Here is a 26,757-nt window from a genome sequence, read left to right on the forward strand (position 1 = left end):
GGAGACGCAATGGACGCCGCACAGCAGGAAGCCACCGCGAGAGCGCGGGAGCTCCAGCGGAACTGGTACGGGGAGCCGTTGGGGGCGCTCTTCCGTAAGCTCATCGACGATCTCGGGCTCAATCAGGCCCGGCTCGCCGCCGCGCTGGGGCTGTCGGCTCCGATGCTGTCACAGCTCATGAGCGGCCAGCGCGCCAAGATCGGCAATCCCGCGGTGGTGCAGCGGGTGCAGTTGTTGCAGGAGCTGGCCGCGCAGGTCGCGGACGGCAGTGTGAGCGCGGCCGAGGCGACCGACCGCATGGACGAGATCAAGAAGTCCCAAGGGGGCTCGGTGCTGAGCAACACCACCCAGACGACGAGCAGTTCGGGCGCGCCCACGGTCAAGCGGGTCGTACGAGAGATCCAGTCGCTGCTGCGCTCCGTCGCCGCCGCCGGGGACATCATCGACGCCGCGGACACCCTCGCCCCGACCCACCCCGAACTGGCAGAGTTCCTCCGGGTCTACGGCGCGGGCCGCACCGCCGACGCGGTCGCGCACTACCAGTCCCACCAGAGCTGACCCCCGGCCCGGTCCGGAGGGGGTCCGGCACCGGGCCCGGTCGTACGGCCGGGGCAGCGCACCAGGGGGAGGAGCTGCACGGTCATGGGTGAGGTCTTCGCGGGCCGGTACGAGCTGGCCGACCCGATCGGGCGTGGCGGCGTGGGCGCGGTATGGCGCGCCTGGGACCACCGCAGACGGCGCTATGTCGCCGCCAAGGTGCTTCAGCAGCGCGACGCCCACACCCTGCTGCGCTTCGTGCGCGAGCAGGCGCTGCGCATCGATCATCCGCATGTGCTCGCGCCGGCGAGCTGGGCGGCCGACGACGACCAGGTCCTGTTCACCATGGACCTGGTGTCCGGTGGCTCACTGGTCCATCTGATCAACGACTACGGTCCTCTTCCGCCGGTGTTCGTCTGCACCCTGCTGGACCAGTTGCTGTCCGGCCTGGGCGCCGTGCACGCCGAGGGGGTCGTGCACCGGGACATCAAGCCCGCCAACGTGTTGCTGGAGGCCACCGGCACCGGCCGGCCTCGGCTACGGCTGTCCGACTTCGGCATCGCCATGCGGTTCGGGGAGCCCCGGCTGACCGAGACCAACCTGGTGGTCGGCACGCCGGGATATCTCGCGCCCGAGCAACTGCTGGGGGCCGAGCCCGACTTCCCCGGTGACCTGTTCGCCGTGGGCCTGGTCGCCCTGTACCTGCTGGAGGGGGCCAAGCCGGACGGCAAGGAGATCGTCCGGTACTTCCTGGAGCACGGGACGCCGAGCGCGCCCGCGCGGGTGCCCGAGCCGTTGTGGCAGGTGATCGCCACCATGCTCCAGCCCGACCCCGCCGCCCGCTTCCGCACCGCCACGGGCGCCCGCAAGGCCCTCGCCGCCGCCAGGGAACTCCTGCCGGAGCCCGGCCCCGACGACGAGCCGATCGAAATCTTCGACCAGCTGGGCCCCCTGCCCCCCGGCTTCGGCCCCGAGGGCCCCCACAAAGCCGCCCCCGCGGTGGACGCCCGCTGGGGCCACCGTCCCCCCGACACCCCGGACACCAGCGGCACCACGACGGACGCCCCGCTCCCCAGCGCCTCGGCCACACCCCCGACAGCCGACCTGCGCACCCGGCCCCCGGCCGTCGCCACCCCGCCGATGTCCGACACGGGCAGCTTCCACCTCCCACCCCCACGCCCACCCCGGCCCACGACCGACCCCCACACCGCCGCGTACACAGCCCGCGACCCCCGCACCCCGCCACCGGGCCACCCCACCGAAACCCCCCGCACCCCCAGCCACCGCGCCCATTCCCGCCCACGTCCGGGCCCCTCGGCCAAGGTCGCAGTCCCGGTGCTGTTGCTGGCGCTGGTCTGCTACGCCGTCGGCTTCTGGGCACTGACCCGCGTCTGAGACCGGCGGGCAGCACCCGGGCGCCCAGCACCCCCATCGCCAGGGCTCGCGGCGGCCTGTCGTGCCGCTGCCACCGCTCCTCTACCGCCGTCGGCTTCTAAGCACCGGCCCGCACCCGGGACCGCCGGGCCAGCAGCGTCCACGCGCCCAACCCCAGCAGCAGGGCCGTACCGGCCCCGAGCCCGCCGTACGCCAGCACCCGCATCGCCGGATCACCGCCAGCGGTGTCCCCGCTCACGGCCGCCCCCCAGTCCCCCGCGCTCACGGCGAAGAGGTCCGTCGGCTCAGTGCGCCCCCGGTATTTCGGACCGGCGTGGGCCGTGCCGTCCAGCCGTACCCGGAGGGTCACCCCGAAGGGGCCCGTGCCGAAGGAGTCGGCGAGGCGTTCGCTGAGGTGGAGGACCACGTAGTAGTCACCCGCGAACCGCACCCCGTTCTCCCCGCTCGGCACCGCGTAGCGGTTGGCGTACTCGACCGGCGGGACCGGGGCGAGGGACACCGCGCGGCGGGTGCCGGTGTAGCCGAGGGCTGCGTCCTCGACCGGGCCTCGGGCCGGGTTGAGGAGGGAAAGAGTGAGGGCGCCCCCCACGTAGCCGTGGCCCGTGGGGGCGGCGGCCAGTTCGGCGCCGGCGTGCACCTGGCGCCCCCAGTCGACCGGCACCTTGTAGAAGAGGGTGTCGCCGGGGGCGAGGCGGGTGCGCCAGACCCCCTGGCCGAGCAGGCGGGCGGAGCCGAAGCCGTCGCCTCCCCTTCTCTCGCGCGGGACGTCGCCGGGCGGCTGGGGCGTGGCGGAGTTCCAGGCGCGAGGCGGCGTGGTGGGGCCGGTGGCGGCGAGGCCGGGTTCGGTGGCGGGGGCCAGCTCCAGGTCCCAGCGGCCGGGGTCGGAGTTCTTGGCGTCCAGCCGCTCCACCAGCAGGTAGTACACGGCGGCGCTCTGGCACAGCGACTTGCCGGTGTCCCGCTGTCCGACGGCCGTGACGGGCCGGGGGCTCAGCCCGGCGCCGAAGGACGCGGAGGAGTAGAAGCAGGGGTTGCCGTCGGCGTCCTGGAGCGAGACCCGGATGCCGTCCGTGGCGGCGACGGTCGCGCCGCGCGGGGGCACGGCGGTGACGGGGACGTAGGCGTTCGCCGTGGCGGTGAGGGTGAGCCGGTAGTAGAGGCGGCCGTGCACGGGGAGGGAGCTGCGGTAGGTGTGGCCCGGCAGGAGCGACTTCGCCCCGGCGGTGTCCGGAGATCCGGCGAGAGTCTCGGCACCCGGCGTGAAGGCGTACCCGTCCGGCGCGGCCACCGCGGGTGTCCAGGCGAGGGCCCACAGCACGGCCCCCGCGCACAGCCCCCGCACCGCGTTCCGCAACCCCCGCCGCATCAGCCGCCCCCCTGCCCCTAGGCCCCGTCAGCTCACGGGCCCATCCTGCCCGGTACCGCTTGCGCCATCAGGGTTTTGGCGGGGCCGTCCGAAACGCCCGCGGTCCCAGGGACGAGGCGTACCTCACCTTCCGGGGCACGGCAACACAGAACCCCGGCCGCTCGAGCGACCGGGGTTCGTTCAGACCGTGGTGCCGGGGTTTCAGGAACCGGTGGGCACGGAGTCGGTGGCCTCCGTCCACAGGTCCTGCTCGGCGCGATCCGCCTGGATCTGGCGGTACACAAGGAGACCGCCGATGGCGGCCAGTGCGACCAGGAGCAGCTTCTTCACCGCGCGACCTCGTCTTTCGTTGACGTAGGGGACCTCTGCCGCCCGACTATACACACCGGCCGAGACCGATCGGTGACCTGCCGCAGGCCCCCAACTCCCGTCTCCCGACGGCCCGGAGCCGTTGCGATCGGAGGGTGATCACACCCGCACAGAGGGTTGCGTTCCTCCCATTTCAAGACAGTTTCAGGGGTTTTCCGCCTCCTTGCACCCATCCGAGTGGTGTTCATCTGAACATCGACGCGCCACGGGCGTCGGTCCACCACTTCGCCGCCCACATACACATCATGAGGAAAGTACGCAAATCGCCCAACCTGAAAGTGAGGGGCCATGGCCAGGAACAAGGTCATGACGCTGTGGACCGCCATCGTCACCGCCTTCCTCGCGCTGTGCACGGCGCTCGGACTCGTCACCGCGACCGCCCCGGTCGCCTCGGCCCAGGCCGGGAGCCCGAGTCACGGCAGCACGGAGCACAGCGCACCGGAGGCACCGGCGGCCGTCAGCCACCAGATCTGGCCACAAGCCAGGTCCCTGCCCCCCACGATGAAGCAGCGCATCCGGGCCGAGGCCCACGGGAAGTCCCCCAACTGCCGGCACCGCTCACTGGCCGGACGGGAAGCGGGCACCCTCGCCCCGCACCGCGTGAACGCCCCGGACCGCACCGAGACCACGCACCGGCAGGAGAGCACCGAGCAGTACGCGTCCCACCTCGACTGCTGAGACTGCCGAGCCCCAAGGCAGACATCCAGTACCGCGGACGTCTCGACACACTGGCGACTTGCGTACCCGACCGTCGACACGGAACGCCCCCCGGCCACCGGCCTGGGGGCCCGCACCGCGTCCGCCTCATTCCCCCAGCAGCACGGCCTGCGAGGGACACTTCTCCACGATCTCGCGCACCAGCGGATCGTCCCCGGAATCCTCCCGTCCCGGCCTGACCACGCCGTACCCCTCGACGAAGTCGAAGACCTCGGGAGCGCGGTACGCGCACTCGGCCGAGCCGTAGCACGCGCTCCGGTCCACGGACACCTTCATGCGTCCTCCCCTGCTCACACGGGCGGCCCCGGGCCCTCGACGGCCCGCGCCCACGAGGTCCTTGCCCCTCGGGCACGCGCCCGAACCGGCCGCGCCACCGCCCGTCCGGCACCGGTCCCTCCCCTCGTGGGGACCGGTACCGAACGGAGCGGGGGGTCTTCGTCCCGAGCCGTGCCGGTGTGCCCGGCGCGGTGGGCCCGTGGAGCTCGGGGCCTCCCGCCACGCCGTGTGTCGCTCCTGGCGAACTTTGACCGAGAACGTTCGGCGTCCGGCGGGACCTGTTCGCGGACCGGGCCGGTGGCCTGTCCGGACGGTGTGTGACAGCTCCGCTACCGCGGTGCGATCCTGCCATCTGTGGCAACCGGCGAGGAGGTCCGGACCACCGAACCCGGGCTTTCCCGCAGGTCAGCCGTATAGGGTGAGTTTTCCGGTCCGGACGCATCAGATGGGGGAAGTGAGGGGTGGGACCTTGGGTTCCGACTCAGGGGCACGCACAGCCTTCGCCGAACGCCTCGCCCTGCTGTACAGGGAAGCCGGGAATCCGCCCCTGAAAAGCGTGTCGGAGGCGGTCGTCCGGCTCCAGCGGGTGGACGAGCGGGGCCGGCCGGTACGGGTCTCCGCGCAGCGGATCAGTGACTGGCGGCGGGCCAAGAACGCGCCCGCCCAGTTCGCCGCCCTGGCCGCCGTCCTCCAGATCCTCATCCCCGAGGCCCGCCGCGCCAGCCCCACCCCGGTCTCCAGCGGCCTGTACGACCTGGCCCAGTGGCAGCGGCTGTGGGAACGAGCCCTGGCCGACCCGGTGGGCGAGCGCCCCGAGGGCCCCGGCGCCGAACCTCCTCCGGCCGAGTCCCCGGTGTGCCCGTACCGGGGCCTCGCCTCCTACCGGCAGGAGGACGCCCGCTGGTTCTTCGGCCGGGAGCGGGGCACGGAGGCGCTGGTGGGCCAGTTGCGGGCCGCCGAGCGCGGCGGGGGACTGGTGATGCTGGTCGGCGCATCGGGCGCCGGGAAGTCGTCCCTCCTCAACGCCGGCCTGGTGCCCGCCCTGGAGGACGAGGACGCGCACACGGTCCTCCAGCTCGTACCGGGCGCCGATCCGCTGGGGGAGCTGACCCGCCTGGTCCCGGCCCTCGCCCCGCTCGCCGAGGAGGCGCGGGCCGCCGGGGAGGAGGACCGGAGCCCGGCCGCCGGGGCGATACGGGAGACGGTCACCGAATGGGCCCTCGGCCTGCGGCCCCCGGGCACCGTCACCATCCCCGGCCCCCGCTCCTCACCGGAGTCCCCGGCGCCCGCCGCCCGCAGGACGGCCCGGCCGGTGCTGATCGTGGACCAGTTCGAGGAGACCTTCACCCTCTGCCCCGACGAGGCCGACCGCCGGGCCTTCGTCCAGTTCCTGCACGCCGCCTGCACCCCCGGCCCCTCCGGCCCCGCCCCCGTCCAGGTCGTCCTAGGCATCCGTGCCGACTTCTACGAGGAGTGCCTCGGCTACCCCGAACTCGCCGACGCCCTCCAGCACCGGCACATGGTGCTCGGTCCGCTGACCACCGCCGAACTGCGCGAGGCGGTGAACGGGCCGGCGCGGGCGGTGGGGCTGGAGCTGGAGGCGGGCCTGACCGAGCTGATCGTCCGCGAGGTCAGCGCCGACGGGCCGCGCGGCGCCCATGACGCGGGCGTGCTCCCGCTGCTCTCCCACGCCCTCCTCGCCACCTGGCAGCGCCGCAGGGCCGGCCGGCTGACGGTGGCCGGATACCGGTCGGCGGGCGGCATCCAGGGCGCGGTCGCGGCCACCGCCGAGCGCGCCTGGTCCGGGCTCGACCCGGCCGCCCGCGCCGCCGCCCGGCTGCTCCTGCTGCGCCTGGTGCGGCTCGGCGAGGACACCCAGGCCACCCGCAGGCGCGGCACCCGGCGCCAGTTGGCAGCTGAGTCCGCGGACCCGGACAAGACCGAGGAGTCGCTGGAGGCGCTGGTCCGTGCCCGACTGGTCACCCTCGACGCGGAGACCGTGGAGATCACCCACGAGGCGCTGCTGCACGCCTGGCCCCGGCTGCGGCACTGGATCGACGACAACCGGGGCGACCATCTGCTGCGCCAGCGGCTGGAGGAGGACGGCCGGGCCTGGGAGGACTCCGAGCGCGACAGCTCCCTGCTGTACCGGGGCTCCCGTCTCGAGCAGGCGCGCGGCTGGGCCGAGTCGGCCGGGGACACCTATCTGACGCGGGGCGCGCTGGACTTCCTGGCCGCCTCGGTACGGCTGCGCAAACGCACGGTGCTGATCAGCAGGGCCGCGGTGGCGGCACTCACCGTGCTGGCGGTGCTCGCCGCGGGGGCCGCGGTGGTCGCCTGGCAGCAGCGGAACGACGCGGTGTTCGAGCAGGTCCTCGCGGAGGCCGACCGGGTCCAGCACACCGACCCGTCGCTCGCCGCGGGCCTCGACCTGGTGGCGCACCGGCTGCGCCCGGACGACGAGGGCGCCTACAGCAGGCTGATCTCCATAGTGAACGCCCCGCTCGCCACGCCTCTGACCGGCCACACCGGCGCCGTCTACCTGACCTCCTTCAGCCGCGACGGCAAGGTCCTCGCCACCGCCAGCTACGACCGCACCGTCCGCCTGTGGAACGTCGCCGACCGGGGGAACCCCAAGCCCCTGGGCGTCCCGCTGCACGGGCACCGGTCCTGGGTGAGCAGCGCGGTCTTCAGCCCGGACGGGCACACCCTGGCCAGCGCGGGCGACGACGGCACGATCCACCTCTGGGACGTCACCGACCCCGCCCACCCGAAATCCCTGGGGGAGCCCCTCACGGGTCACGACGGCACGATCTACCTCGTCGCCTTCAGCCCGGACGGCCGGACCCTGGCCAGCGCGGGCGAGGACCGCACCGTACGGCTGTGGAACGTGGCCGATCCCCGCCGGGCGAAGCCGCTGGGCGCGCTGCGCGGGCACACCGCGCCGGTGCGGTCGGTGGCGTTCAGCCCCGACGGGCGGACCCTCGCCTCGGCGGGCGACGACGAAACCGTACGGCTGTGGGACGTGGCCGACCCCCGGCGGCCCAAGGCTCGGCGCGAGGTGTTGCGGGGGCACACCGATCTGGTGCATTCGGTGGCGTTCAGCCCCGATGGCAAGGTGCTGGCCAGCGGCAGCGCGGACGACACCATCCGCCTGTGGAACGTGGCCGACCCGGCGCGCCCGGCCCCCCTCGGCTCGCCACTGACCGGGCACACCGGGCCCGTGTGGTCGGTGGCGTTCAGCCCGGACGGGGGCAGGCTCGCGGCGGCCAGCGCCGACTCCACGGCGAGCCTGTGGAACGTCACCGACCCGGCCTCCCCGTCCCAGGTGGGCGAGCCGCTCGCGGGGAGCAGCGGGGAGATGTACGCGCTGGGGTTCAGCCCGGACGGCCGTACCCTCGCCACCGGCAGCGGGGACGGCAGGGCCCGGCTGTGGGCGGTGCCGACCTCGGACATGACCGGGCGCAGCGCCGCGTTCCGCCGGGACGGCAAGGTGCTGGCCACGGCCGCGCGCGACGGCCGGGTCCGGCTGTGGCGGGTGACGGTGCCGGGGCGGCCGGTGGCGCTGGGCGCGCCGTTCATGCCGGCGGACGGCGGGCAGCGCACCCTGATGTTCGCCCCGGACGGCCGCACGCTGGCGGTGCTGACCGGGAACCGCTCGGTGTACCTGTGGAACGTCCGCGATCCCGCTCGTCCGGTGGTCGCCGGGCCACCGCTCAAGCTCATGACCCGCTTCATGGGCTCCGACGCGCTCGCCTTCACCCCCGACGGCCGCGTCCTGGCCACCGCCTACGACGACCACCGGCTCCGGCTGTGGAACGTCGCCGACCCCGCGCACCCGGCCCCCTACGGGGCTCCCCTGGCCGGACACCGGGGGTACATCAACGCGCTGGAGTTCACCCCGGACGGGCACACCCTGGCCAGCGGCAGCGCGGACGGCACGATCCGGCTGTGGAACGTCACCGATCCCGCCCGGCCCGTCCTGCGCGGCCGCCCGCTCACCGGCCACTCGGGCCCGGTCAACGCGCTGGAGTACAGCCCGGACGGCCACACCCTGGTCAGCGGCGGCGACGACGACACGGTACGGCTGTGGGACGTCACCGACCCCGGCTCGGCCGCGCCCATCGGCCACACCCTGACCGGCCACACGGAGTCGGTGACCTCGCTGACCTTCAACGCCGACGGCCACACCCTGGCCAGCGGCGGCAACGACAACACCGTCCGCCTCTGGGACGTCACCCACCCCGGCTCGGCCGCACCGATCGGCCAGTCGATGAGCCCGTACGCCAAGACAGGCAACTTCCTCGCGTTCAGCCCCGGCAGCCACGTCCTCGGCGTCTCCAGCGGCGCGGACACGGTACGGCTGTGGAGCCTGGACGCGGACGAGGCGGTCCGCCACATCTGCGCGGTCACCCGGGGCGTCCTCACGCCCCAGAAGTGGCACGAGTACCTCCCCCGCCTCTCCTACGACCCCCCGTGCCCCCACTGACCCACCAAGATCAGCCAACTCCCCCACCGATCAACCCCGTTGGCCCCGCAACGCCCCCAACCTTGTTACCCTTGGCCATAGCCCGATCGCTGGTGCATCCCCCGTCGCCAGCGATCGGGTCTTTTGTGTGCGTCAGGCCCCTCAAAGGGTCATGAACGGCGCGTCCTGCGCGAGGCGGGCCTGGTCCACCAGCGCCACGCCGCAACGGCCTGTACATCCGCCTCCGCAAGGACGACCTGGACCACCGGTTCCCCGGCCTGATCCAAGCCGTCGTGGCCGCGGGCTAGACCACGCGCCCGCGCAACGCAGAAGCCCCCCGGTCCAGTGGACCGGGGGGCTTCGTGAAATGTGGGGCTAACAGGATTTGAACCTGTGGCCTCATCCTTATCAGGGATGCGCTCTAACCAACTGAGCTATAGCCCCGCCCGCTTCGCGGGGTGTGTCCCGCGCGCTGACTCCTGAAGATTAGCGCACGACCGGGGCAGTCCCAAAATCGGTTGTCGGGGGATCGTCAACCGGGCCGGGAGGCACCCTCACTCGTCCTCAGCGAGGGTCAGCTCGACGCCGCCCACGAAGCCCGCGGAGAGGTTGTAGATGAAGGCGCCGAGGGTCGCCAGGGCCGTGGCCAGGACGACGTCGATGACCGCGATGATCGTCGCGAACATCAGGACGTGCGGCAGCGAGAGGTAGGACTGGAGGTCGAAGCCGGTCGCCTCGGTCGCCCCGGTCGCCTCGGAGATCGTGCCGCCCACGGTGGAGAACACGCCCATCGCGTCCAGCACCATCCACAGCACCGCCGACGCCACGATCGTGCAGATGCCGAGCGCGATGGAGAGCAGGAAGCTGACCTTCATCACCGACCACGGGTCGGCCTTGGCCACCCGCAGCCGCGCCTTGCGGGTGCGCGGCGCAGTGCCCGCACCCGTGCGTGGACGGCGTACCGCCCCGGCGGGCGGCTGCGCCGCGTACGCCTGCGGCGGGTGGTAGGGCCCGGCCGGCTGCTCGGGGCCACGCTCACCGGGCAGCGGGGAGGCCGCCATGCCCTCGGTCGCACCGGCCCTGGCCTGCGCGCCACGGGTGTCCGTCACGGTTCCCCCCTGGGAACTCGAAGAATCAGGAGTAGAAGCAGAAGAAGCGTCGGCGGAGGCCGCCTGCGCGGCGGAGCCACGGCCGCCGCCGTCCGTCTCCGTACCCGTGGAGGTACCGGCCGATCCGGCGCCCGTGGCTCCGCTCACGTGATTCACTCCTCGTGCTACTCGGCCGAGGGCGCCTCACCCTCGTCCGTGGCGATCGTGGTGACCTCGACGGTCTCGTCGACGACGATCTCGCCGTCGACCTCCTCCGCCTCACGCCCCGCTTCGGCGTTGCGAGCGATACCGACCACGGCATCGCGCTTGCCCAGGTTGATCAGTTGGACGCCCATGGTGTCACGGCCCGTCTCCCTGACCCCGCTGACGCGCGTACGAATCACACCGCCGCCGAGGGTGATGGCGAGGATCTCGTCACTCTCCTCGACGATCAGCGCGCCGACGAGCGACCCCCGGTCCTCCACGATCTTGGCAGCCTTGATGCCCAGACCGCCACGTCCCTGGACGCGGTACTCGTCCACGGCCGTCCGCTTGGCGTAACCGCCGTCCGTCGCGGTGAACACGAACGTACCCGGCCGCACCACGTTCATCGAGAGCAGCTCGTCGCCCTCGCGGAAGCTCATGCCCTTCACACCGGAGGTGGCACGGCCCATCGGGCGCAGCGTGTCGTCCGACGCGGTGAACCTGATGGACTGGGCCTTCCGGCTGACGAGGAGCAGGTCGTCGTCGGCGGAGACCAGCTCCGCGCCGATCAGCTCGTCGTCCGTGCCGTCCTCGCCCGCCCGCAGGTTGATGGCGATGACACCGCCGGAGCGCGGCGAGTCGTAGTCCTTCAGCGGGGTCTTCTTGACCAGGCCCGCCTTCGTGGCCAGCACCAGGTACGGCGCCGCCTCGTAGTCACGGATCGCCAGGATCTCCGCGATCGCCTCGTCCGGCTGGAAGGCGAGCAGGTTGGCCACGTGCTGGCCGCGCGCGTCCCGGCCGGCGTCGGGCAGCTCGTACGCCTTGGCCCGGTAGACCCGGCCCTTGTTGGTGAAGAACAGCAGCCAGTGGTGCGTGGTGGAGACGAAGAAGTGGTCGACGATGTCGTCCTCCTTCAGCTTCGCGCCCCGCACCCCCTTCCCGCCGCGCTTCTGCGCCCGGTAGTCGTCCGTCTTGGTGCGCTTGATGTAGCCGCCGCGCGTGACGGTGACGACGATGTCCTCCTCGGCGATCAGGTCCTCGATGGACATGTCGCCGTCGTAGGGCACCAGGGTGCTGCGCCGGTCGTCGCCGAACCGCTCGACGATGGTGGCCAGCTCGTCGTGGACGATCTGCCGCTGCAGCTCCTCGGAGGCGAGGATGCGGTTGTACTCGTTGATCTTCGTCTGGAGCTCGTCGTGCTCCTGGACGATCTTCTGGCGCTCCAGGGCGGCCAGCCGGCGCAACTGCATCTCGAGGATGGCGTTGGCCTGGATCTCGTCGATGGCGAGCAGGTCCATCAGGCCGCCGCGGGCGATCTCGACGGTCTCACTGCGCCGGATCAGCGCGATGACCTCGTCGATGGCGTCCAGGGCCTTCAGCAGACCGCGCAGGATGTGGGCGCGCTCCTCGGCCTTGCGCAGCCGGAACCGGGTCCGGCGGACGATGACCTCGATCTGGTGCGTCACCCAGTGCCGGATGAACGCGTCCAGCGACAGCGTGCGCGGCACCCCGTCGACCAGCGCCAGCATGTTGGCGCCGAAGTTCGTCTGCAGCTCGGTGTGCTTGTACAGGTTGTTCAGCACGACCTTGGCGACCGCGTCCCGCTTGAGGACGATCACCAGACGCTGACCGGTGCGCGAGGAGGTCTCGTCGCGGACGTCGGCGATGCCGCCGATCTTGCCGTCCTTCACCAGGTCGGCGATCTTCTGCGCCAGGTTGTCGGGGTTCACCTGGTACGGCAGCTCGGTGACGACCAGGCACTGCCGGTTCTGGATCTCCTCGACCTCGACCACCGCGCGCATCGTGATGGAGCCGCGTCCGGTGCGGTACGCCTCCTCGATGCCCTTGCGGCCCACGACCAACGCACCGGTCGGGAAGTCCGGGCCCTTGATGCGCTCGATGAGGGCGTCCAGCAGCTCCTCCTGCGACGCCTCCGGGTGCTCCAGGTGCCACTGGGCGCCCGCCGCGACCTCACGGAGGTTGTGCGGCGGGATGTTGGTCGCCATACCGACCGCGATACCGGCCGAGCCGTTGATCAGCAGGTTGGGGAAGCGGGCGGGCAGGACGGTCGGCTCCTGGGAGCGGCCGTCGTAGTTGTCCTTGAAATCGACGGTGTCCTCGTCGATGTCGCGGACCATCTCCATCGACAGCGGCGCCAGCTTGCACTCGGTGTAGCGCATGGCGGCCGCGGGGTCGTTGCCCGGCGAGCCGAAGTTGCCGTTGGAGTCGACGAGCGGCATGCGCATCGACCACGGCTGGGCGAGGCGGACCAGGGCGTCGTAGATCGAGCTGTCGCCGTGGGGGTGGTAGTTACCCATGACGTCACCGACGACGCGCGCGCACTTGTAGAAGCCGCGGTCGGGGCGGTAGCCGCCGTCGTACATCGCGTACAGCACACGGCGGTGGACGGGCTTGAGGCCGTCCCGGACGTCGGGCAGCGCGCGCGACACGATGACGGACATCGCGTAGTCGAGGTACGAGCGCTGCATCTCGGCGTCGAGGCCCACCGGCTCGATCCGGAGGGTGACGGTCTCGCCCGTCTCCTCCTCCGGGGTCACCGGTTCGGGCATGAACTCGGGGGTTTCGTCGGTCATTGCTGGTGAAGATCCTTCCCTGGTGCGGTCAGCCGGGACCGACTCAGATGTCGAGGAAGCGGACGTCCTTGGCGTTGCGCTGGATGAAGAGGCGGCGGGCCTCGACGTCCTCGCCCATCAGGACCGAGAACAGGTCGTCGGCCTGGGCGGCGTCGTCGAGGGTGACCTGGCCGAGGACGCGGTGCTCCGGGTCCATCGTGGTCACGCGCAGCTCCTCCGCGTTCATCTCACCCAGACCCTTGAAGCGCTGGATCGAGTCCTCGCGGATGCGCTTGCCGCGCTGGCGCCCCATCTCGATCAGCGCGTCGCGCTCCCGGTCGGAGTACGCGTACTCCACGTCGTCCCGGCCCCACTTGATCTTGTACAGCGGCGGACGGGAGAGGTACACGAACCCGGACTCGACCAGCGGCCGCATGAAGCGGAACAGGAAGGTCAGCAGCAGGGTGTTGATGTGCTGGCCGTCGACGTCGGCGTCCGCCATCAGGATGATCTTGTGATAGCGGAGCTTCGCGATGTCGAAGTCCTCGTGCACACCCGTGCCGAAGGCCGAGATCAGCGCCTGGATCTCCTGGTTCTGCAGGATCTTGTCGATCCGCGCCTTCTCGACGTTGAGGATCTTGCCCCGGATCGGGAGGATCGCCTGGTACTGCGGGTTCCGGCCGGACTTGGCCGAACCGCCGGCGGAGTCGCCCTCGACGATGAAGATCTCGCACTTGGACGGGTCGTTCGACTGGCAGTCGGACAGCTTGCCCGGCAGCGCGCCCGACTCCAGCAGGCCCTTGCGCCGGGTGAGGTCACGGGCCTTGCGGGCCGCCACACGCGCGGTGGCCGCCTGGATGCCCTTGCGGATGATGTCCGCCGCCTCGACCGGGTTGCGGTCCAGCCAGTCGTTGAGGTGCTCGTAGACCGCGCGCTGCACGAAGGTCTTGGCCTCGGTGTTGCCCAGCTTGGTCTTGGTCTGGCCCTCGAACTGCGGCTCGCTCAGCTTGACCGAGATGATCGCGGTCAGGCCCTCGCGGATGTCGTCACCGGTGAGGTTGTCGTCCCGCTCGCGCAGCAGCTTCTTGTCGCGCGCGTACTTGTTGATCAGGGAGGTCAGCGCGGCCCGGAAGCCCTCTTCGTGCGTGCCGCCCTCGTGGGTGTGGATGATGTTGGCGAAGGAGTAGACACCCTCGCTGTATCCGCCGTTCCACTGCATGGCGACCTCGAGGGACAGGCTCTTGTCCTTGTCCTCCGCCTCCAGCGAGACGACGGTCGGGTGCACGACGTCGCCCTTGCGGGAGTTCAGGTACGTCACGAAGTCGACGATGCCGCCGTCGTAGCGGTACGTGACCGACTTGACCTCGGCCTTCTCGTCCGCGCCCGCCTCGTCCGCGCCGCTCGTGGCCTTCGCCGACTCGCGCTCGTCGGTGAGCTTGATCGTCAGGCCCTTGTTGAGGAACGCCATCTCCTGGAAACGCCGCGACAGCGTCTCGAAGGAGTACTCCGTGGTCTCGAAGATCTCCGGGTCGGCCCAGAAGGTGACCGACGTGCCGGTCTCCTCGGTCGCCTCGTTCTTCACCAGCGGCGCCGTGGGGACGCCCATCTTGTAGTCCTGCGTCCAGCGGTAGCCGTCCGTCTTCACCTCGACGGCGACCTTCATGGACAGCGCGTTCACCACGGACACGCCCACACCGTGCAGACCGCCGGAGACGGCGTAACCGCCGCCACCGAACTTGCCGCCCGCGTGCAGCACGGTCAGCACGACCTCGAGGGCCGGCTTGCCCTCGGAGGCCACGATGCCGACCGGGATGCCTCGGCCGTTGTCCACCACGCGGACGCCGCCGTCGGGCAGGATCGTCACGTCGATGGTGTCCGCGTGACCGGCCAGCGCCTCGTCGACGGAGTTGTCGACGACCTCGTACACCAGGTGGTGCAGACCGCGCTCACCGGTGGAACCGATGTACATGCCGGGGCGCTTGCGGACCGCGTCCAGCCCTTCGAGCACGGTGATGGCACTGGCGTCGTACGAGGCGACGACTGCCTCGCCGATGACGCCGGCGTCGGTGGAAGGGATGTTCTCGTTGGGGTTGCCGGAATCGGCCACGAAGCGCCCTTTCTGGCACAGCACGAGCGCTCCTTGCGGGTGCGCGCCCTCCGGAAGGAGGGTTGCCGGAGCGGCTGCGGCATGTTGCGTTGGTAAGCCCTGAATCAGCGTTGCTCAGCTTTTCCCGGACGGTCCCCACGATTGGGGCGGGATCGCCTTCCAGTCTACCGGTAGCGCCGACAATGATGGGGGCTTGCGGGCACCTGAGTCCGCATGTGCCGCCCTGAACCGGCCCCGACCGGGTCCCGATATGGGGAAGGGGGCTGCGAGGGGCTCACAGCGGCGCTCAGGGCTTCGGGCCGTCAGCCCTTGTCCATCGGGGGGTCAGCCCATGATCGGCCGGTGATCCGTACACCCGTACGGCCGTGGAGTGCCCTTGCGCCTCACTGGTCAGACGTGAGGTACGTCACCCGTAGGTGTCGCCCGGACCGGCGCTTCCGGGGGCCCTGAGAGGGCCGTAACGGCGCACCGGGGCGCCCGGACCGTTCACCTTGATCATCCGGACCGTGCCGTGCCCGAGGTCCTCGTTCAGCCGGGCCACGAGCGTCGGCGCCAGCAGCCGGAGCTGCGTCGCCCACGCCGTCGAGTCACAGGAGACCGACAGCACCCGCTCGTCCTCGTCGTACCGCTGCGGCACACAGTGCTTCGCCAGGTCCTCGCCGACGATCTGCGGCCAGCGGCCCATGACGCCGCCGACGGCCGCCGGGGCCTCCCAGCCGCGCTCGCTCAGCAGCCGGTTGATCGCCGCGCCCAGCGCCATCGGGTCGCGGCCGTCAGCCCGCGCGCCCGAGCGCAGGCCACCACCGCGCCGCGCCTGCTTCTTCTGCCGCGCCGCGTCCCCACGCGCGCGTGCCTGCTCCTTCGCCGCGCGCAGCGCCACGCGCGCGAGGTCGACACCGGACGGCTCCGGCGCCTTGCGGTCCTGCTCGCCCCCGTCGCTCATGCCGGCTCCACCGTGCCGTCGGAGACCGCGTACCGGGCACCCGCCAGGACGTGCGGCACGTCGTCGTCGACCGCGGCCGTCACCAGCACCTGCTCGCCGGGCGCCACCAGCTCGGCCAGCCGCTCCCGGCGGCGCGCGTCCAGCTCGGCGAAGACGTCGTCCAGGATCAGCACCGGCTCATTGCCCTCGGCACGCAGCAGGTCATACGAGGCCAGGCGCAGCGCGAGCGCGTAGGACCAGGACTCGCCGTGCGAGGCGTAGCCCTTGGCGGGGAGGCGGCCGAGGCGGAGCACCAGATCGTCACGGTGCGGGCCGACCAGGGTCACGCCCCGCTCGATCTCCTGCTTGCGCGCCTCGGCGAGTGCCGCCAGGAGCTGCTCGGCGAGTTCCTCGCGGGTGTGCGCCTCGCCGGGCGCGGAGGACTTGTACTCCAGTGCGACGGGGCCGCCGCCGGGGGCGAGCTGCTCGTACGCCTTGTCGGCGAGCGGCTGGAGCACCGCGATCAGGTCCAGGCGCTGGGCGAGCAGTTCGGCGCCCGCGTGCGCGAGGTGCTGGTCCCACACGTCGAGGGTGGAGAGGTCCATGGAGCGGCCGCCGTGCCGGCGCGCGAGCGCGGCCGACTTCAGCAGGGTGTTGCGCTGCTTGAGCACCCGCTCGTAGTCGGAGCGGACGCCCGCCATGCGCGGGGCGCGCGCGGTGATCAGCTCGTCAAGGAAGCGGCGGCGCTCACCCGGGTCGCCCTTGATCAGCGCGAGGTCCTCGGGCGCGAACAGCACGGTCCGCACGATGCCCAGCACGTCACGCGGCCTGACCTGCGAGGACCGGTTGATCCGGGCCCGGTTGGCGCGGCCGGGGTTCAGCTCCAGCTCCACCAACTGCTGCCGCTCGCCCTGGCGGACCTGGGCCCGGACGACGGCACGCTCGGCGCCCATGCGGACCAGGGGCGCGTCGGCGGAGACCCGGTGGCTGCCGAGGGTGGCCAGATAGCCGACGGCCTCGACGAGATTGGTCTTGCCCTGGCCGTTGGGGCCCACGAAGGCGGTGACGCCCGAGCCGAGCGGAACCTCGGCCCGGGCGTACGAGCGGAAGTCGGCCAGCGAAAGATGCGTGACGTGCATGGTCGTTCGCCGACCTCCCTCAACAGCCTGTGGATCGCGGGCGCGACCCTGTGGACTACTTCTTCTTCCTCGTTACGGCTTCTTCTCGACCGCGTGGCCGCCGAACTGGTTGCGCAGCGCGGCGATCATCTTCATCTGCGGCGAGTCGTCCTGCCGCGAGGCGAACCGCGCGAACAGCGACGCGGTGATCGCGGGCAGCGGTACCGCGTTGTCGATCGCGGCCTCCACCGTCCAGCGTCCCTCACCGGAGTCCTGCGCGTAGCCCCGCAGGCCCTCCAGGTGCTCGTCGTCGTCCAGCGCGTTGACGGCGAGGTCGAGCAGCCAGGAGCGGATGACCGTGCCCTCCTGCCAGGAGCGGAAGATCTCGCGGACGTTCTCCACGGAGTCGACCTTCTCCAGCAGCTCCCAGCCCTCGGCGTACGCCTGCATCATGGCGTACTCGATGCCGTTGTGAACCATCTTGGAGAAGTGGCCCGCGCCCACCTTGCCGGCGTGTACGGAGCCGAAGTCGCCCTCGGGCTTCAGCGCGTCGAAGACGGGCCGCACCTTGGCGACGTTCTCCTCGTCACCGCCGTACATCAGCGCGTAGCCGTTCGCCAGGCCGTGGACGCCGCCGGAGACGCCGCAGTCGACGAAGCCTATGCCCTTGGCCGCCAGCTCCTCGGCGTGCTTCTCGTCGTCCGTCCAGCGGGAGTTGCCGCCGTCCACGACCACGTCGCCGGGCTCCAGCAGCTCGCCGAGCCGGTCGACGGTCGCCTGCGTCGCCTCGCCCGCCGGGACCATCACCCAGACCACGCGCGGGGCACTGAGCTTGCCCACAAGCTCTTCGAGGCTGTGGACGTCCGCGAGGTCCGCGTTGCGGTCGTATCCGATGACGGTGTGGCCTGCGCGGCGGATGCGCTCGCGCATGTTGCCGCCCATCTTGCCGAGGCCGACGAGACCGAGCTCCATCAGTTGTTCCTTAGGTCGCTGTGTGGCGTGCCGGGCACGTGGGTGCCCGGCACCGAGCCTAACGGCGACCCGTCATGCACAACTGTGGGTATACGCGCTCATACGTACGTCCCCACCTGGGCTTTTGTCACCAGGGCCGTGGTCACTGGCCCTGTGCCGGGGAGCCCGGCTCAGCCGCTCAGGCGAACCGGCATGATCAGGTACTTGTAGGCGTCGTCCGCCTCCGCGTCCAGCGCGGGCTTGCCGCTGAGCAGCGCCGGCTTGGTCGAGGTGGTGAACGAGAGCTGGGCCACGGGGGAGTCGATGGCGCTCAGACCGTCCAGCAGGAAGGTCGGGTTGAAGGCGATCGAGATGTCGTCGCCGTCGAGCTGGGCGTCGACCCTTTCCACAGCCTGTGCGTCGTCGCTGGAGCCGGCCTCCAGGATCAGCACGCCCTGCTCGAAGCTCAGCCGCACCGGGGTGTTCCGCTCGGCGACCAGGGCGACGCGCTTGACGGCCTCCACGAAGGGGGCGGTCTCGATCACGGCGACCGAGTTGAACTCCGTCGGGAACAGCGTGCGGTACTTCGGCAGGTCGCCCTCGAGCAGCCGCGTGGTGGTGCGGCGGCCGGCGCCCTCGAAGCCGATGAGGCCCTCGCCGGAGCCGGAGCCGGAGAGCGCCAGGGTGACGCTGTCACCAGCGCCGAGCGACTTGGCGGTGTCCAGCAGCGTCTTGGCCGGGACCAGGGCGACCGCGGAGGCGTCCGGGTTCTCCGGCTTCCACAGGAACTCGCGGACCGCGAAGCGGTAGCGGTCGGTCGAGGCCAGGGTGACGGTGTCGCCCTCGATCTCGATGCGCACACCGGTGAGGACGGGCAGCGTGTCGTCGCGCCCGGCGGCGATGGCCACCTGGGACGCGGCGGCCGCGAAGACCTCGCCGGGGACGGTGCCCGTGGCGGTCGGCATCTGCGGCAGCGCCGGGTACTCCTCCACCGGCAGGGTGTGGAGCGTGAACCGCGAGGAGCCGCAGACCACGGTCGCCCGCACACCGTCCGTGGAGATCTCCACCGGGCGGTTGGGCAGCGCGCGGCAGATGTCGGCGAGCAGCCGGCCGGAGACCAGGACGGTGCCCTCCTCCTCGACCTCGGCCTCGACGCCCACCCGGGCGGAGACCTCGTAGTCGAAGCCCGACAGGCTGAGCTGGCCCTCCTCGGCCTTCAGCAGCAGGCCGGCGAGGACAGGCGCCGGCGGACGGGCCGGGAGGCTGCGTGCCGCCCACGCCACTGCCTCCGCGAGTACGTCGCGTTCCACCCGGATCTTCACCGTAAGCCGCCTCCTGCTGTTGCTTCTGAGTCCTCCGACTCGGTATCGCCTCCCGTTGCGAGGGGAAGGACACCGGTGACCAGTCTGACGCACCGCGCTGACAGCAGGTGCCGGTCGGGGTCAAGTCGGGCCGAGGGGCAGCCGAGCGCGAAACAGCGAGTTGTGCACAGGCCCCGCTTCGAAACGGATTCCTAGCTCTCTCTAGTCGGGAGTAGTAGTAGGGCCTGTGGATACCGTGGATAACCTCGTTTTCCCAGGTCAGGCCCCAAATTTTATCCACTGCCCCTGTGGGCGGAGCCGGTGGACAACTCGGCCTCTCTGTGGAGAACAGAAAGTTCTGCACACACCGCCCACAGGACAGGGCGAGTTCTCCCCAGCTACGTCCCCAGGTTTGGCGTCGTTTCCCACAGGGGCTGTTGGCAGTTTCGTGTGACGGCTTTCACTCGACGCAGTGACCGGGCCCGTGATGTTGCCGAACAGTGGACAGTGATGTGGAGAAGCAGGCCTCTGTTGGGGACAACCGCCCCCAACCTGTGGGCCGAGCCGTGGACAAAGTTACGCACAGGGTGTGGACGGAGTCTTTGTCCACACCCTGTGGAGATCGTTCGTCCACGAATCCACAGCCCTCTGAGCTGGGCGGATGTCCAACCCCCAGACTCCCTGTGGACGCAGCTTGGGACAACTTCGCAGTCCCCAGCCTGTGGGCGGAAGAAAGTCGGGAAATCTGTGGAGGGAGGCCGTAACCCGGCGGGGAATCGAACACAAGGTTGCTGGTGGGACACGGGGTTTGGGCGGCGGGGAGGGGCCGCGGAGGGCTCGAGCGGCTCCGATCGGGGGTTCGGGCGGGGGTCGGCGGGGTTTCTGGGGAGCTTCGGAGGTCGATCGCGGGGGCCGGGCGGGTGTTCCGAGACGGGCTTTGGGGGTGGCCGGTCGTGGGTGCGGGCGGGTGCTCGGAGGCGGATCTGGGGACCGGGCCATGCCGCGAGGGTGGGCGTGACGAGGCGCGGGGCGGGCGAAGAGGACGGCGGCGGGGGTGGTCGTGGGATGGTGCGGGCGCCGGGCGGTCGTGGGGTGGTGCGGCTCCGCCTGTCGGCGGGTGACACGAGGGCGAGCGGCGGGCTCTGAGGGGGCTGGGCGGGGCAAGCGGCGCCTCAGGTTGCCGCGGGTGCCCTCCACCGCCTCTCCAGCCCGGCGGGCGGTCCCCCAGCCCTCTCTCCCGTAGATGCTTCCCGCAGGAGGAACGGCGAAGGGCGCCCCGGAGACCTCCCGGAGCGCCCTCAGAGCCCGTACGCGGCTGGGTCAGCCGTTCTTGATGCGGTTCGTCAGCTCGGTCACCTGGTTGTAGATCGAGCGCCGCTCGGCCATCAGCGCCCGGATCTTGCGGTCCGCGTGCATGACGGTGGTGTGGTCCCGGCCGCCGAACTGCGCGCCGATCTTCGGCAGCGACAGGTCCGTCAGCTCGCGGCACAGGTACATGGCGATCTGCCGGGCGGTGACCAGCGCGCGGCCGCGCGAGGTGCCGCACAGGTCGTCCACCGTGAGCCCGAAGTAGTCCGCGGTGGCCGCCATGATGGCCGTCGCCGTGATCTCCGGGGCGGAGTCCTCGCCGCCGGGGATCAGGTCCTTGAGGACGATCTCGGTGAGCCCCAGGTCCACCGGCTGCCGGTTGAGCGAGGCGAACGCCGTCACCCGGATCAGCGCCCCCTCCAGCTCGCGGATGTTCCGCGAGATCCGGGAGGCGATGAACTCAAGCACCTCCGGCGGGGCGTTGAGCTGCTCCTGCACCGCCTTCTTGCGCAGGATCGCGATCCGCGTCTCCAGCTCGGGCGGCTGGACGTCGGTGATCAGGCCCCACTCGAAGCGGTTGCGCAGCCGGTCCTCCAGCGTGACGAGCTGCTTGGGCGGCCGGTCGGAGGACAGCACGATCTGCTTGTTGGCGTTGTGCAGCGTGTTGAAGGTGTGGAAGAACTCCTCCTGCGTCGACTCCTTGTCCGCGAGGAACTGGATGTCGTCGACGAGCAGGATGTCCATCTCCCGGTACCGCTTGCGGAAGCTGTCGCCCTTGCCGTCGCGGATGGAGTTGATGAACTCGTTGGTGAACTCCTCCGAGCTGACGTACCGCACCCGCGTGCCGGGGTACAGGCTGCGCGCGTAGTGCCCGATCGCGTGCAGCAGGTGCGTCTTGCCGAGCCCCGACTCCCCATAGATGAAGAGGGGGTTGTACGCCTTCGCCGGCGCCTCGGCGACGGCCACCGCGGCCGCGTGCGCGAAGCGGTTCGAGGCGCCGATGACGAAGGTGTCGAAGAGGTACTTCGGGTTCAGTCGCGCCGTCGGCTCACCGGGGCCCCCGGTGCTCGGGGACGGGGAGGACGACGAGCCGGCGCCGCCGCGGCCGGTGGACGGCAGCTCGGGACGCCCGGTCCCGCCGCCGCGCCGCCCGGCACCGCTGTCGGAGGGCGGCTCGGGCCGCTCGCGCCGGACCGGGTCGCGCTGGTCGTACTCGGCGCGCGGCGCGCCGTACTCCGGGCGCGGGGCGTCGTAGCCGGGGCGCTGCTGCTCGTACCCCTGGCGCTCGCTGCCGGGTGCGCGGTAGTCCGGCGCGCCGCCGTAGGAGTCCTGGGACGGGGAGGCGTAGGGGTCGCGCTCGGGGTAGCCGAGGCGGGGCTGCTGCCAGCCGTAGTCGTCCTGGCCGGAGCGCGGCCAGGCGCCCGGCTCGGGGCGCTGGTACTCGGCCGGGTAGGTCGGGCGGGCCGTCGGCATCCGCTCCTCGCGCCCGGTCGGCGGGCGCTCGCCGCGGCCGGCCGGGCCGTCGCCCGGGCGCTGCTGGTCGTCGGCGCGGTGGCGGCCGTAGCCCTCGTAGGGGCCGGAGGGCAGTTCCGGCTCCTCGTAGCGCGGCGGGGCGCCCTGGTCGCGCTGGTCGCGGGAGTCCGGCTGCTCGTGGCCGCCGGACGGCTGGGGGGCCGGGGGGCCGCCGACGGAATCGTCCACCGTGATGGCGATCCGGATGGGGCGGCCGCACTCGCGGCTCAGGGTCTCGCTGACGACCGGGGCCAGGCGGCCTTCCAGTACGCCCTTGGCGAATTCGTTCGGCACGGCGAGCAGCGCGGTGTCCGCGACCAGGGCCAGCGGCTGGCAGCGCCTGATCCAGTGCTCGTCCTTGGTCTCGACGCCCTGGCCCCGGCCCTCGCCCAGGAGTTCCTCCAGTACGCGTGGCCACACTGCGGCAAGATCGGCAGGTACGTCAGCCACGGGGCACGCTCTCTCGCAGGTCCCACGAACGTGTGGTTGTGGGATGGGTCGGGATGAAAATCGGGTGGACGGGCCGGACTGGGCCGGGCAATCCCGGTCGTGCGGGGACAAGGGAACGAATCGGAGTCCAGCCACGGTAGTCAGGGCGGCGGGTAGGGTTCAAGTTGTTGTCCCCAGCCTGTGGACAGTCTCCCCCGACGGGCGCCGGTTTGACCGGATGGCGTAGCCGCGCGTACCGTAACCAGGTCGAGTTGTCGATGGCTGCTGCCGCCTGCCTCCGATGGGCACAGATCGCTTCAGGTGATCGGGAAGCGGTGCACTCGGGCGTGACGCGAGCTACTCGTGGGCGCACGGTGACAGCCAGGACGGCACCCCGCCACTACCGATTTCTTCTGGAGCCCCCGAGTGAGCAAGCGCACCTTCCAGCCGAACAACCGTCGTCGCGCGAAGACCCACGGCTTCCGGCTTCGTATGCGTACCCGTGCCGGCCGTGCCATCCTGGCGACCCGCCGCAGCAAGGGCCGCGCCCGTCTGTCCGCCTGATCCCGATCAGGTCATGACATCGTGCTGCCCCCCGAAAACCGGCTGAGGCGGCGCGAGGACTTCGCATCCGCGGTACGACGAGGACGCCGGGCCGGTCGCCCGACTCTCGTCGTCCACCTTCGTAGCGGTGCCACGGACCCGCACGCGTCTGGGGAGAGCGCTTCCCTGACGCGTGCGGGTTTCGTCGTGAGCAAGGCCGTGGGCAACGCGGTCGTCCGCAATACCGTCAAGCGCAGACTGCGTCACCTGATGCGTGACCGAGTCGCCCTGTTTCCCCCCGGTAGCCTGGTAGTCGTACGCGCGCTGCCCGGATCGGGCGACGCGGACCACGCACGGCTGGCCCAAGACCTGGACGCCGCTATCCAGCGGCTACTGGGAGGGGGCACGCGATGAAGTACCCGCTACTGGCTCTGATCAAGTTGTACCAGTGGACGATCAGTCCGCTGCTGGGGCCGGTGTGCAAGTACTACCCGTCGTGCTCCCACTACGGCTACACGGCCATCGACCGGCACGGTGCCATCAAGGGAACAGCTCTCACGGCCTGGCGCATTCTCCGCTGCAATCCGTGGTCGCTGGGCGGTGTGGACCATGTCCCGCCGCGCAAGCGCCCGCGGTGGCACGAAATGCTGCGCAACGCCTGGGGCGCACGCAAGGGCGGGAACTCCGCCGAACCGGCCACCGAGGCGAAGCTTTCTTCCGAGCCACCTTCGGGCCCGGCCGCAGAGACCTCGTCCCATGCCCAAGGAGCATGATTAGTGGACACGATTGCCAGCTTCTTCAGCTTCATCACGACACCCGTCTCCTGGGTCATCGTCCAGTTCCACACGGTGTACGGGGCCATCTTCGGCCCGGACACGGGTTGGGCCTGGGGCCTGTCCATCGTGTCCCTGGTGGTCCTGATCCGCATCTGCCTGATCCCGCTCTTCGTGAAGCAGATCAAGGCGACGCGCGCGATGCAGACGCTCCAGCCGGAGATGAAGAAGATCCAGGAGCGCTACAAGAACGACAAGCAGCGCCAGTCCGAAGAGATGATGAAGCTGTACAAGGAGTCGGGTACCAACCCGCTCTCCTCGTGCCTTCCCATCCTGGCGCAGTCGCCGTTCTTCTTCGCCCTGTACCACGTGCTCAACGGCATCGCGTCGGGCAAGACCATCGGCGTCATCAACGACTCGCTGCTGGAGAGCGCCCGTAAGGCCCACATCTTCGGTGCTCCGCTGGCGGCGAAGTTCAAGGACAACGCCGACACGCTGGCTGCCCTGCACGCCACGGTCACCGATGTGCGGGTCGTCACCGCCATCATGATCATCATGATGTCGGCGTCGCAGTTCTACACGCAGCGCCAGCTCATGACGAAGAACGTCGACACCTCGGTGAAGACCCCGTTCATGCAGCAGCAGAAGATGCTGATGTACGTCTTCCCGATCATGTTCGCCGTCTTCGGCATCAACTTCCCCGTCGGTGTCCTCATCTACTGGCTGACCACCAACGTGTGGACCATGGGCCAGCAGATGTACGTCATCCGCAACAACCCGACTCCGGGCTCCAAGGCGCAGGCCGCCTACCTGGAGCGCCTGACCGGTCACGTCACGCACCACGGCAAGGTCCGCAGCCGCAGCGCCCGGGTGATCGTCAAGGCGATCGTCGCCAAGGGCCGCGACCGCAACGAGGCCGAGCGGAAGTTCATCAACTCCCTCACCAAGGCCGGCCTCACGGCCCAGGCCGACGGCAACGTGGTCAAGAGCGACAGCCAGGCCGTCGCCCAGACCGAGGACGGCACGCCCACCGCCGCCGTCGGCGCCCCGCGCCGTCAGCAGCCCAAGCGGCAGAGCAAGTCCCAGCGCCAGTCGGGGCAGAAGCAGCCGCACGAGGCCGAGGCGGACGATGAGCCCGCGTCCGCTACGCCCTCGCTGACCAAGTCCGAGGAGCCGCAGGACGCCGCGCCCGCGCCTCCCAAGCAGACTCCGAAGCCCGGTTCCGGCACCCGCAGCAAGGCCCAGTCCGGCCAGCGCAAGGGTGGCCAGCGGCCCAAGTCCTCGTCCAAGAAGTAAGAAGGAGCCCATCCCGTGACGGAAGGCACCACCACCGCCGCCGCCGAGGGTGCAGACACCCTCACCCGCCTGGAGCAGGAGGGTGAGATCGCTGCGGACTACCTCGAGGGTCTGCTGGACATCGCCGATCTCGACGGCGACATCGACATGGACGTGGAGGCCGACCGCGCCTCTGTCTCGATCATCAGTGACGCGCCGGGCCGCGATCTGCAGAAGCTGGTCGGCCGGGACGGCGAGGTGCTGGAGGCCCTCCAGGAGCTGACGCGCCTGGCCGTGCACCGCGAGACCGGTGACCGCAGCCGGCTGATGCTGGACGTCGCGGGCTACCGGGCGCAGAAGCGCACCGAGCTTGCCGAGCTGGGCGCCAAGGCGGCGGCCGAGGTCAAGAGCAGCGGCGAGCCGGTGAAGCTCAAGCCGATGACCCCGTTCGAGCGCAAGGTCGTCCACGACGCGATCAAGGGCGCGGGACTGCGCAGCGAGTCCGAGGGCGAGGAGCCCCAGCGGTTCGTCGTCGTGCTGCCCGCCTGATCGGCCTCATGGTTCCATCGGCCCCGTCTGACCAACAGACGGGGCCGAACTTTGTCAGCCTGGTAGTTCTGAGGGCCGGTGCGTGAAGCACCGGCGCGGTACGGAAGGACGGTCCCCGTGACGGAGGCAGCGGAGCTTCCCCCCGCGCCCGAACAGGCGCGGGAAGTGTTTGGCGATCGCTTCGAGGATGCGGTCCGCTATGCGGAGCTGCTGGCCGAGGCAGGCGTCCAGCGTGGTCTGATCGGCCCGCGGGAGGTGCCACGGCTGTGGGAGCGGCACCTGCTGAACTGCGCGGTGCTCTCCGAGGCCGTCCCCGAGGGGGTGACGGTGTGCGATGTCGGCTCGGGTGCGGGACTGCCGGGCATTCCGCTGGCCCTGGTCCGGGACGACCTGAACATCACCTTGCTGGAGCCCCTGCTGCGGCGCACCACGTTCCTCACCGAGGTCGTGGAGCTGCTGGGCCTGGACCATGTCACCGTGGTCCGCGGGCGCGCGGAGGAGATGCTGGGCAAGGTGCCGCCGGTCCATGTGGTGACCGCGCGCGCCGTGGCCCCGCTGGACCGCCTGGCCGCCTGGGGCATCCCGCTGCTGCGGCCCTACGGCGAGATGCTGGCGCTGAAGGGCGACACGGCCGAGGAGGAGCTGAAGGCGGCATCCACCGCTCTCAGCAAGCTCGGCGCGGTCTCCACCTCCGTCCTCCAGGTCGGCGAGGGCGTGGTGGACCCGCTGTCCACCGTGGTCCGGGTGGAGGTCGGTGAGAGCCCGGGTGGTGTCCGCTTCGCCGCCAAGCGAGCCAAGGCAGCCCGGACGAGCCGGACGCGTCGGCGTCGCTGAGTCCTGAGAGTGCGTCCCTGGCTGCCGCCGGGGGCGCATTTTTCTTTCCCGGCCGGGCTAGTCGGCTGGGCGGGCCGGAGTGTCGCAGAGCACTGGTCCTCGCGGCTGTGCATCGTGTTTCACGTGAAACGTCGCTCCTTGC

At 71.0% G+C, this 26,757-nt stretch carries 21 protein-coding genes and 1 tRNA gene; 10 read left to right on the top strand and 12 right to left on the bottom strand.

Going from position 1 to position 26,757, the window contains the following annotated elements:
* Positions 1–9: 9 nt before the first annotated feature.
* Both OG448_RS15375 and OG448_RS15380 read left to right on the top strand, forming a co-directional pair.
* Positions 10–558 (top strand): helix-turn-helix transcriptional regulator, encoded by a 549-nt coding sequence (locus tag OG448_RS15375; protein WP_030805968.1) that lies wholly within the window; start codon positions 10–12, stop codon positions 556–558.
* A gap of 84 nt (positions 559–642) precedes the next feature.
* Positions 643–1,932: a protein kinase domain-containing protein gene (locus OG448_RS15380; protein ID WP_405554371.1), complete on the top strand. Its 1,290-nt coding sequence runs from the start codon at positions 643–645 to the stop codon at positions 1,930–1,932.
* 97 nt (positions 1,933–2,029) lie between these two features.
* Here OG448_RS15380 and OG448_RS15385 read toward each other — a convergent pair whose 3' ends face one another.
* Together OG448_RS15385 and OG448_RS15390 are read right to left on the bottom strand one after the other, a co-directional pair.
* On the bottom strand, positions 2,030–3,298 hold the full coding sequence (locus OG448_RS15385; RefSeq protein ID WP_405554373.1) for a hypothetical protein: 1,269 nt from the start codon (positions 3,296–3,298) through the stop codon (positions 2,030–2,032).
* Between the two features lie 201 nt (positions 3,299–3,499).
* A complete protein-coding gene (locus OG448_RS15390; RefSeq protein ID WP_003999697.1) occupies positions 3,500–3,628 on the bottom strand; it encodes a DLW-39 family protein in 129 nt (42 codons plus the stop codon).
* Between the two features lie 327 nt (positions 3,629–3,955).
* Between OG448_RS15390 and OG448_RS15395 the strand changes: the two genes are divergently transcribed.
* Entirely contained in the window at positions 3,956–4,345 is a 390-nt protein-coding gene (locus OG448_RS15395; protein ID WP_405554375.1) for a DUF6344 domain-containing protein, read from the top strand.
* A 126-nt stretch (positions 4,346–4,471) separates the two neighbouring features.
* On the opposite strand, the gene OG448_RS15400 is transcribed toward OG448_RS15395, so the two are convergent.
* Positions 4,472–4,660 (bottom strand): ferredoxin, encoded by a 189-nt coding sequence (locus OG448_RS15400; protein ID WP_405554377.1) that lies wholly within the window; start codon positions 4,658–4,660, stop codon positions 4,472–4,474.
* 445 nt (positions 4,661–5,105) lie between these two features.
* Between OG448_RS15400 and OG448_RS15405 the strand changes: the two genes are divergently transcribed.
* Positions 5,106–9,149 carry an AAA family ATPase gene (locus OG448_RS15405; protein WP_405554379.1) on the top strand — a complete coding sequence of 1,348 codons (4,044 nt, stop codon included), beginning with the start codon at positions 5,106–5,108 and terminating at the stop codon, positions 9,147–9,149.
* 349 nt (positions 9,150–9,498) lie between these two features.
* Here the strand turns inward: OG448_RS15405 and OG448_RS15410 are convergent.
* The 9 genes from OG448_RS15410 to dnaA form a co-directional block, all read right to left on the bottom strand.
* A tRNA-Ile gene (locus OG448_RS15410) sits at positions 9,499–9,572 on the bottom strand.
* Positions 9,573–9,682: 110 nt separating this feature from the next.
* On the bottom strand, positions 9,683–10,384 hold the full coding sequence (locus OG448_RS15415; RefSeq protein WP_405554380.1) for a DUF3566 domain-containing protein: 702 nt from the start codon (positions 10,382–10,384) through the stop codon (positions 9,683–9,685).
* A gap of 17 nt (positions 10,385–10,401) precedes the next feature.
* Positions 10,402–13,014 (bottom strand): DNA gyrase subunit A, encoded by a 2,613-nt coding sequence (gene gyrA, locus OG448_RS15420; RefSeq protein ID WP_405554381.1) that lies wholly within the window; start codon positions 13,012–13,014, stop codon positions 10,402–10,404.
* Positions 13,015–13,057: 43 nt separating this feature from the next.
* A complete protein-coding gene (gyrB, locus tag OG448_RS15425; protein ID WP_405554383.1) occupies positions 13,058–15,124 on the bottom strand; it encodes a DNA topoisomerase (ATP-hydrolyzing) subunit B in 2,067 nt (688 codons plus the stop codon).
* Positions 15,125–15,506: 382 nt separating this feature from the next.
* Positions 15,507–16,043 (bottom strand): DUF721 domain-containing protein, encoded by a 537-nt coding sequence (locus OG448_RS15430; protein ID WP_405554384.1) that lies wholly within the window; start codon positions 16,041–16,043, stop codon positions 15,507–15,509.
* Complete coding sequence (recF, locus tag OG448_RS15435; RefSeq protein WP_405554385.1) at positions 16,040–17,161, bottom strand: DNA replication/repair protein RecF; 1,122 nt, start codon at positions 17,159–17,161, stop codon at positions 16,040–16,042. The genes OG448_RS15430 and recF overlap by 4 nt, the downstream gene beginning before the upstream one ends.
* Positions 17,162–17,233: 72 nt before the next feature.
* On the bottom strand, positions 17,234–18,112 hold the full coding sequence (gnd, locus tag OG448_RS15440) for a phosphogluconate dehydrogenase (NAD(+)-dependent, decarboxylating) (RefSeq protein WP_391297193.1): 879 nt from the start codon (positions 18,110–18,112) through the stop codon (positions 17,234–17,236).
* Positions 18,113–18,282: 170 nt separating this feature from the next.
* Complete coding sequence (gene dnaN, locus OG448_RS15445) at positions 18,283–19,413, bottom strand: DNA polymerase III subunit beta (RefSeq protein WP_030806004.1); 1,131 nt, start codon at positions 19,411–19,413, stop codon at positions 18,283–18,285.
* A gap of 1,299 nt (positions 19,414–20,712) precedes the next feature.
* Positions 20,713–22,662 carry a chromosomal replication initiator protein DnaA gene (gene dnaA, locus OG448_RS15450; protein WP_405554388.1) on the bottom strand — a complete coding sequence of 650 codons (1,950 nt, stop codon included), beginning with the start codon at positions 22,660–22,662 and terminating at the stop codon, positions 20,713–20,715.
* A 405-nt stretch (positions 22,663–23,067) separates the two neighbouring features.
* On the opposite strand from dnaA, the gene rpmH reads away from it, so the two are divergent.
* From rpmH to rsmG, 6 genes are all read left to right on the top strand, one after another.
* On the top strand, positions 23,068–23,205 hold the full coding sequence (gene rpmH / locus OG448_RS15455; RefSeq protein ID WP_003975051.1) for a 50S ribosomal protein L34: 138 nt from the start codon (positions 23,068–23,070) through the stop codon (positions 23,203–23,205).
* A gap of 21 nt (positions 23,206–23,226) precedes the next feature.
* Positions 23,227–23,598 carry a ribonuclease P protein component gene (gene rnpA / locus OG448_RS15460; protein WP_405554391.1) on the top strand — a complete coding sequence of 124 codons (372 nt, stop codon included), beginning with the start codon at positions 23,227–23,229 and terminating at the stop codon, positions 23,596–23,598.
* Positions 23,595–23,957, top strand: a complete 363-nt coding sequence (gene yidD, locus OG448_RS15465) for a membrane protein insertion efficiency factor YidD (RefSeq protein WP_086691980.1) — start codon at positions 23,595–23,597, stop codon at positions 23,955–23,957. Before rnpA ends, yidD begins: the two co-directional genes overlap by 4 nt.
* Positions 23,958–23,960: 3 nt before the next feature.
* On the top strand, positions 23,961–25,253 hold the full coding sequence (yidC, locus tag OG448_RS15470) for a membrane protein insertase YidC (RefSeq protein ID WP_405554392.1): 1,293 nt from the start codon (positions 23,961–23,963) through the stop codon (positions 25,251–25,253).
* Positions 25,254–25,268: 15 nt separating this feature from the next.
* A complete protein-coding gene (locus OG448_RS15475) occupies positions 25,269–25,781 on the top strand; it encodes a protein jag (RefSeq protein WP_405554394.1) in 513 nt (170 codons plus the stop codon).
* A 117-nt stretch (positions 25,782–25,898) separates the two neighbouring features.
* Positions 25,899–26,615 (top strand): 16S rRNA (guanine(527)-N(7))-methyltransferase RsmG, encoded by a 717-nt coding sequence (gene rsmG, locus OG448_RS15480; protein ID WP_030806030.1) that lies wholly within the window; start codon positions 25,899–25,901, stop codon positions 26,613–26,615.
* Positions 26,616–26,757 lie beyond the last annotated feature (142 nt).

Origin of the sequence: Streptomyces sp. NBC_01171 (assembly GCF_045039805.1) — a bacterium.
GTDB lineage: Bacteria > Actinomycetota > Actinomycetes > Streptomycetales > Streptomycetaceae > Streptomyces.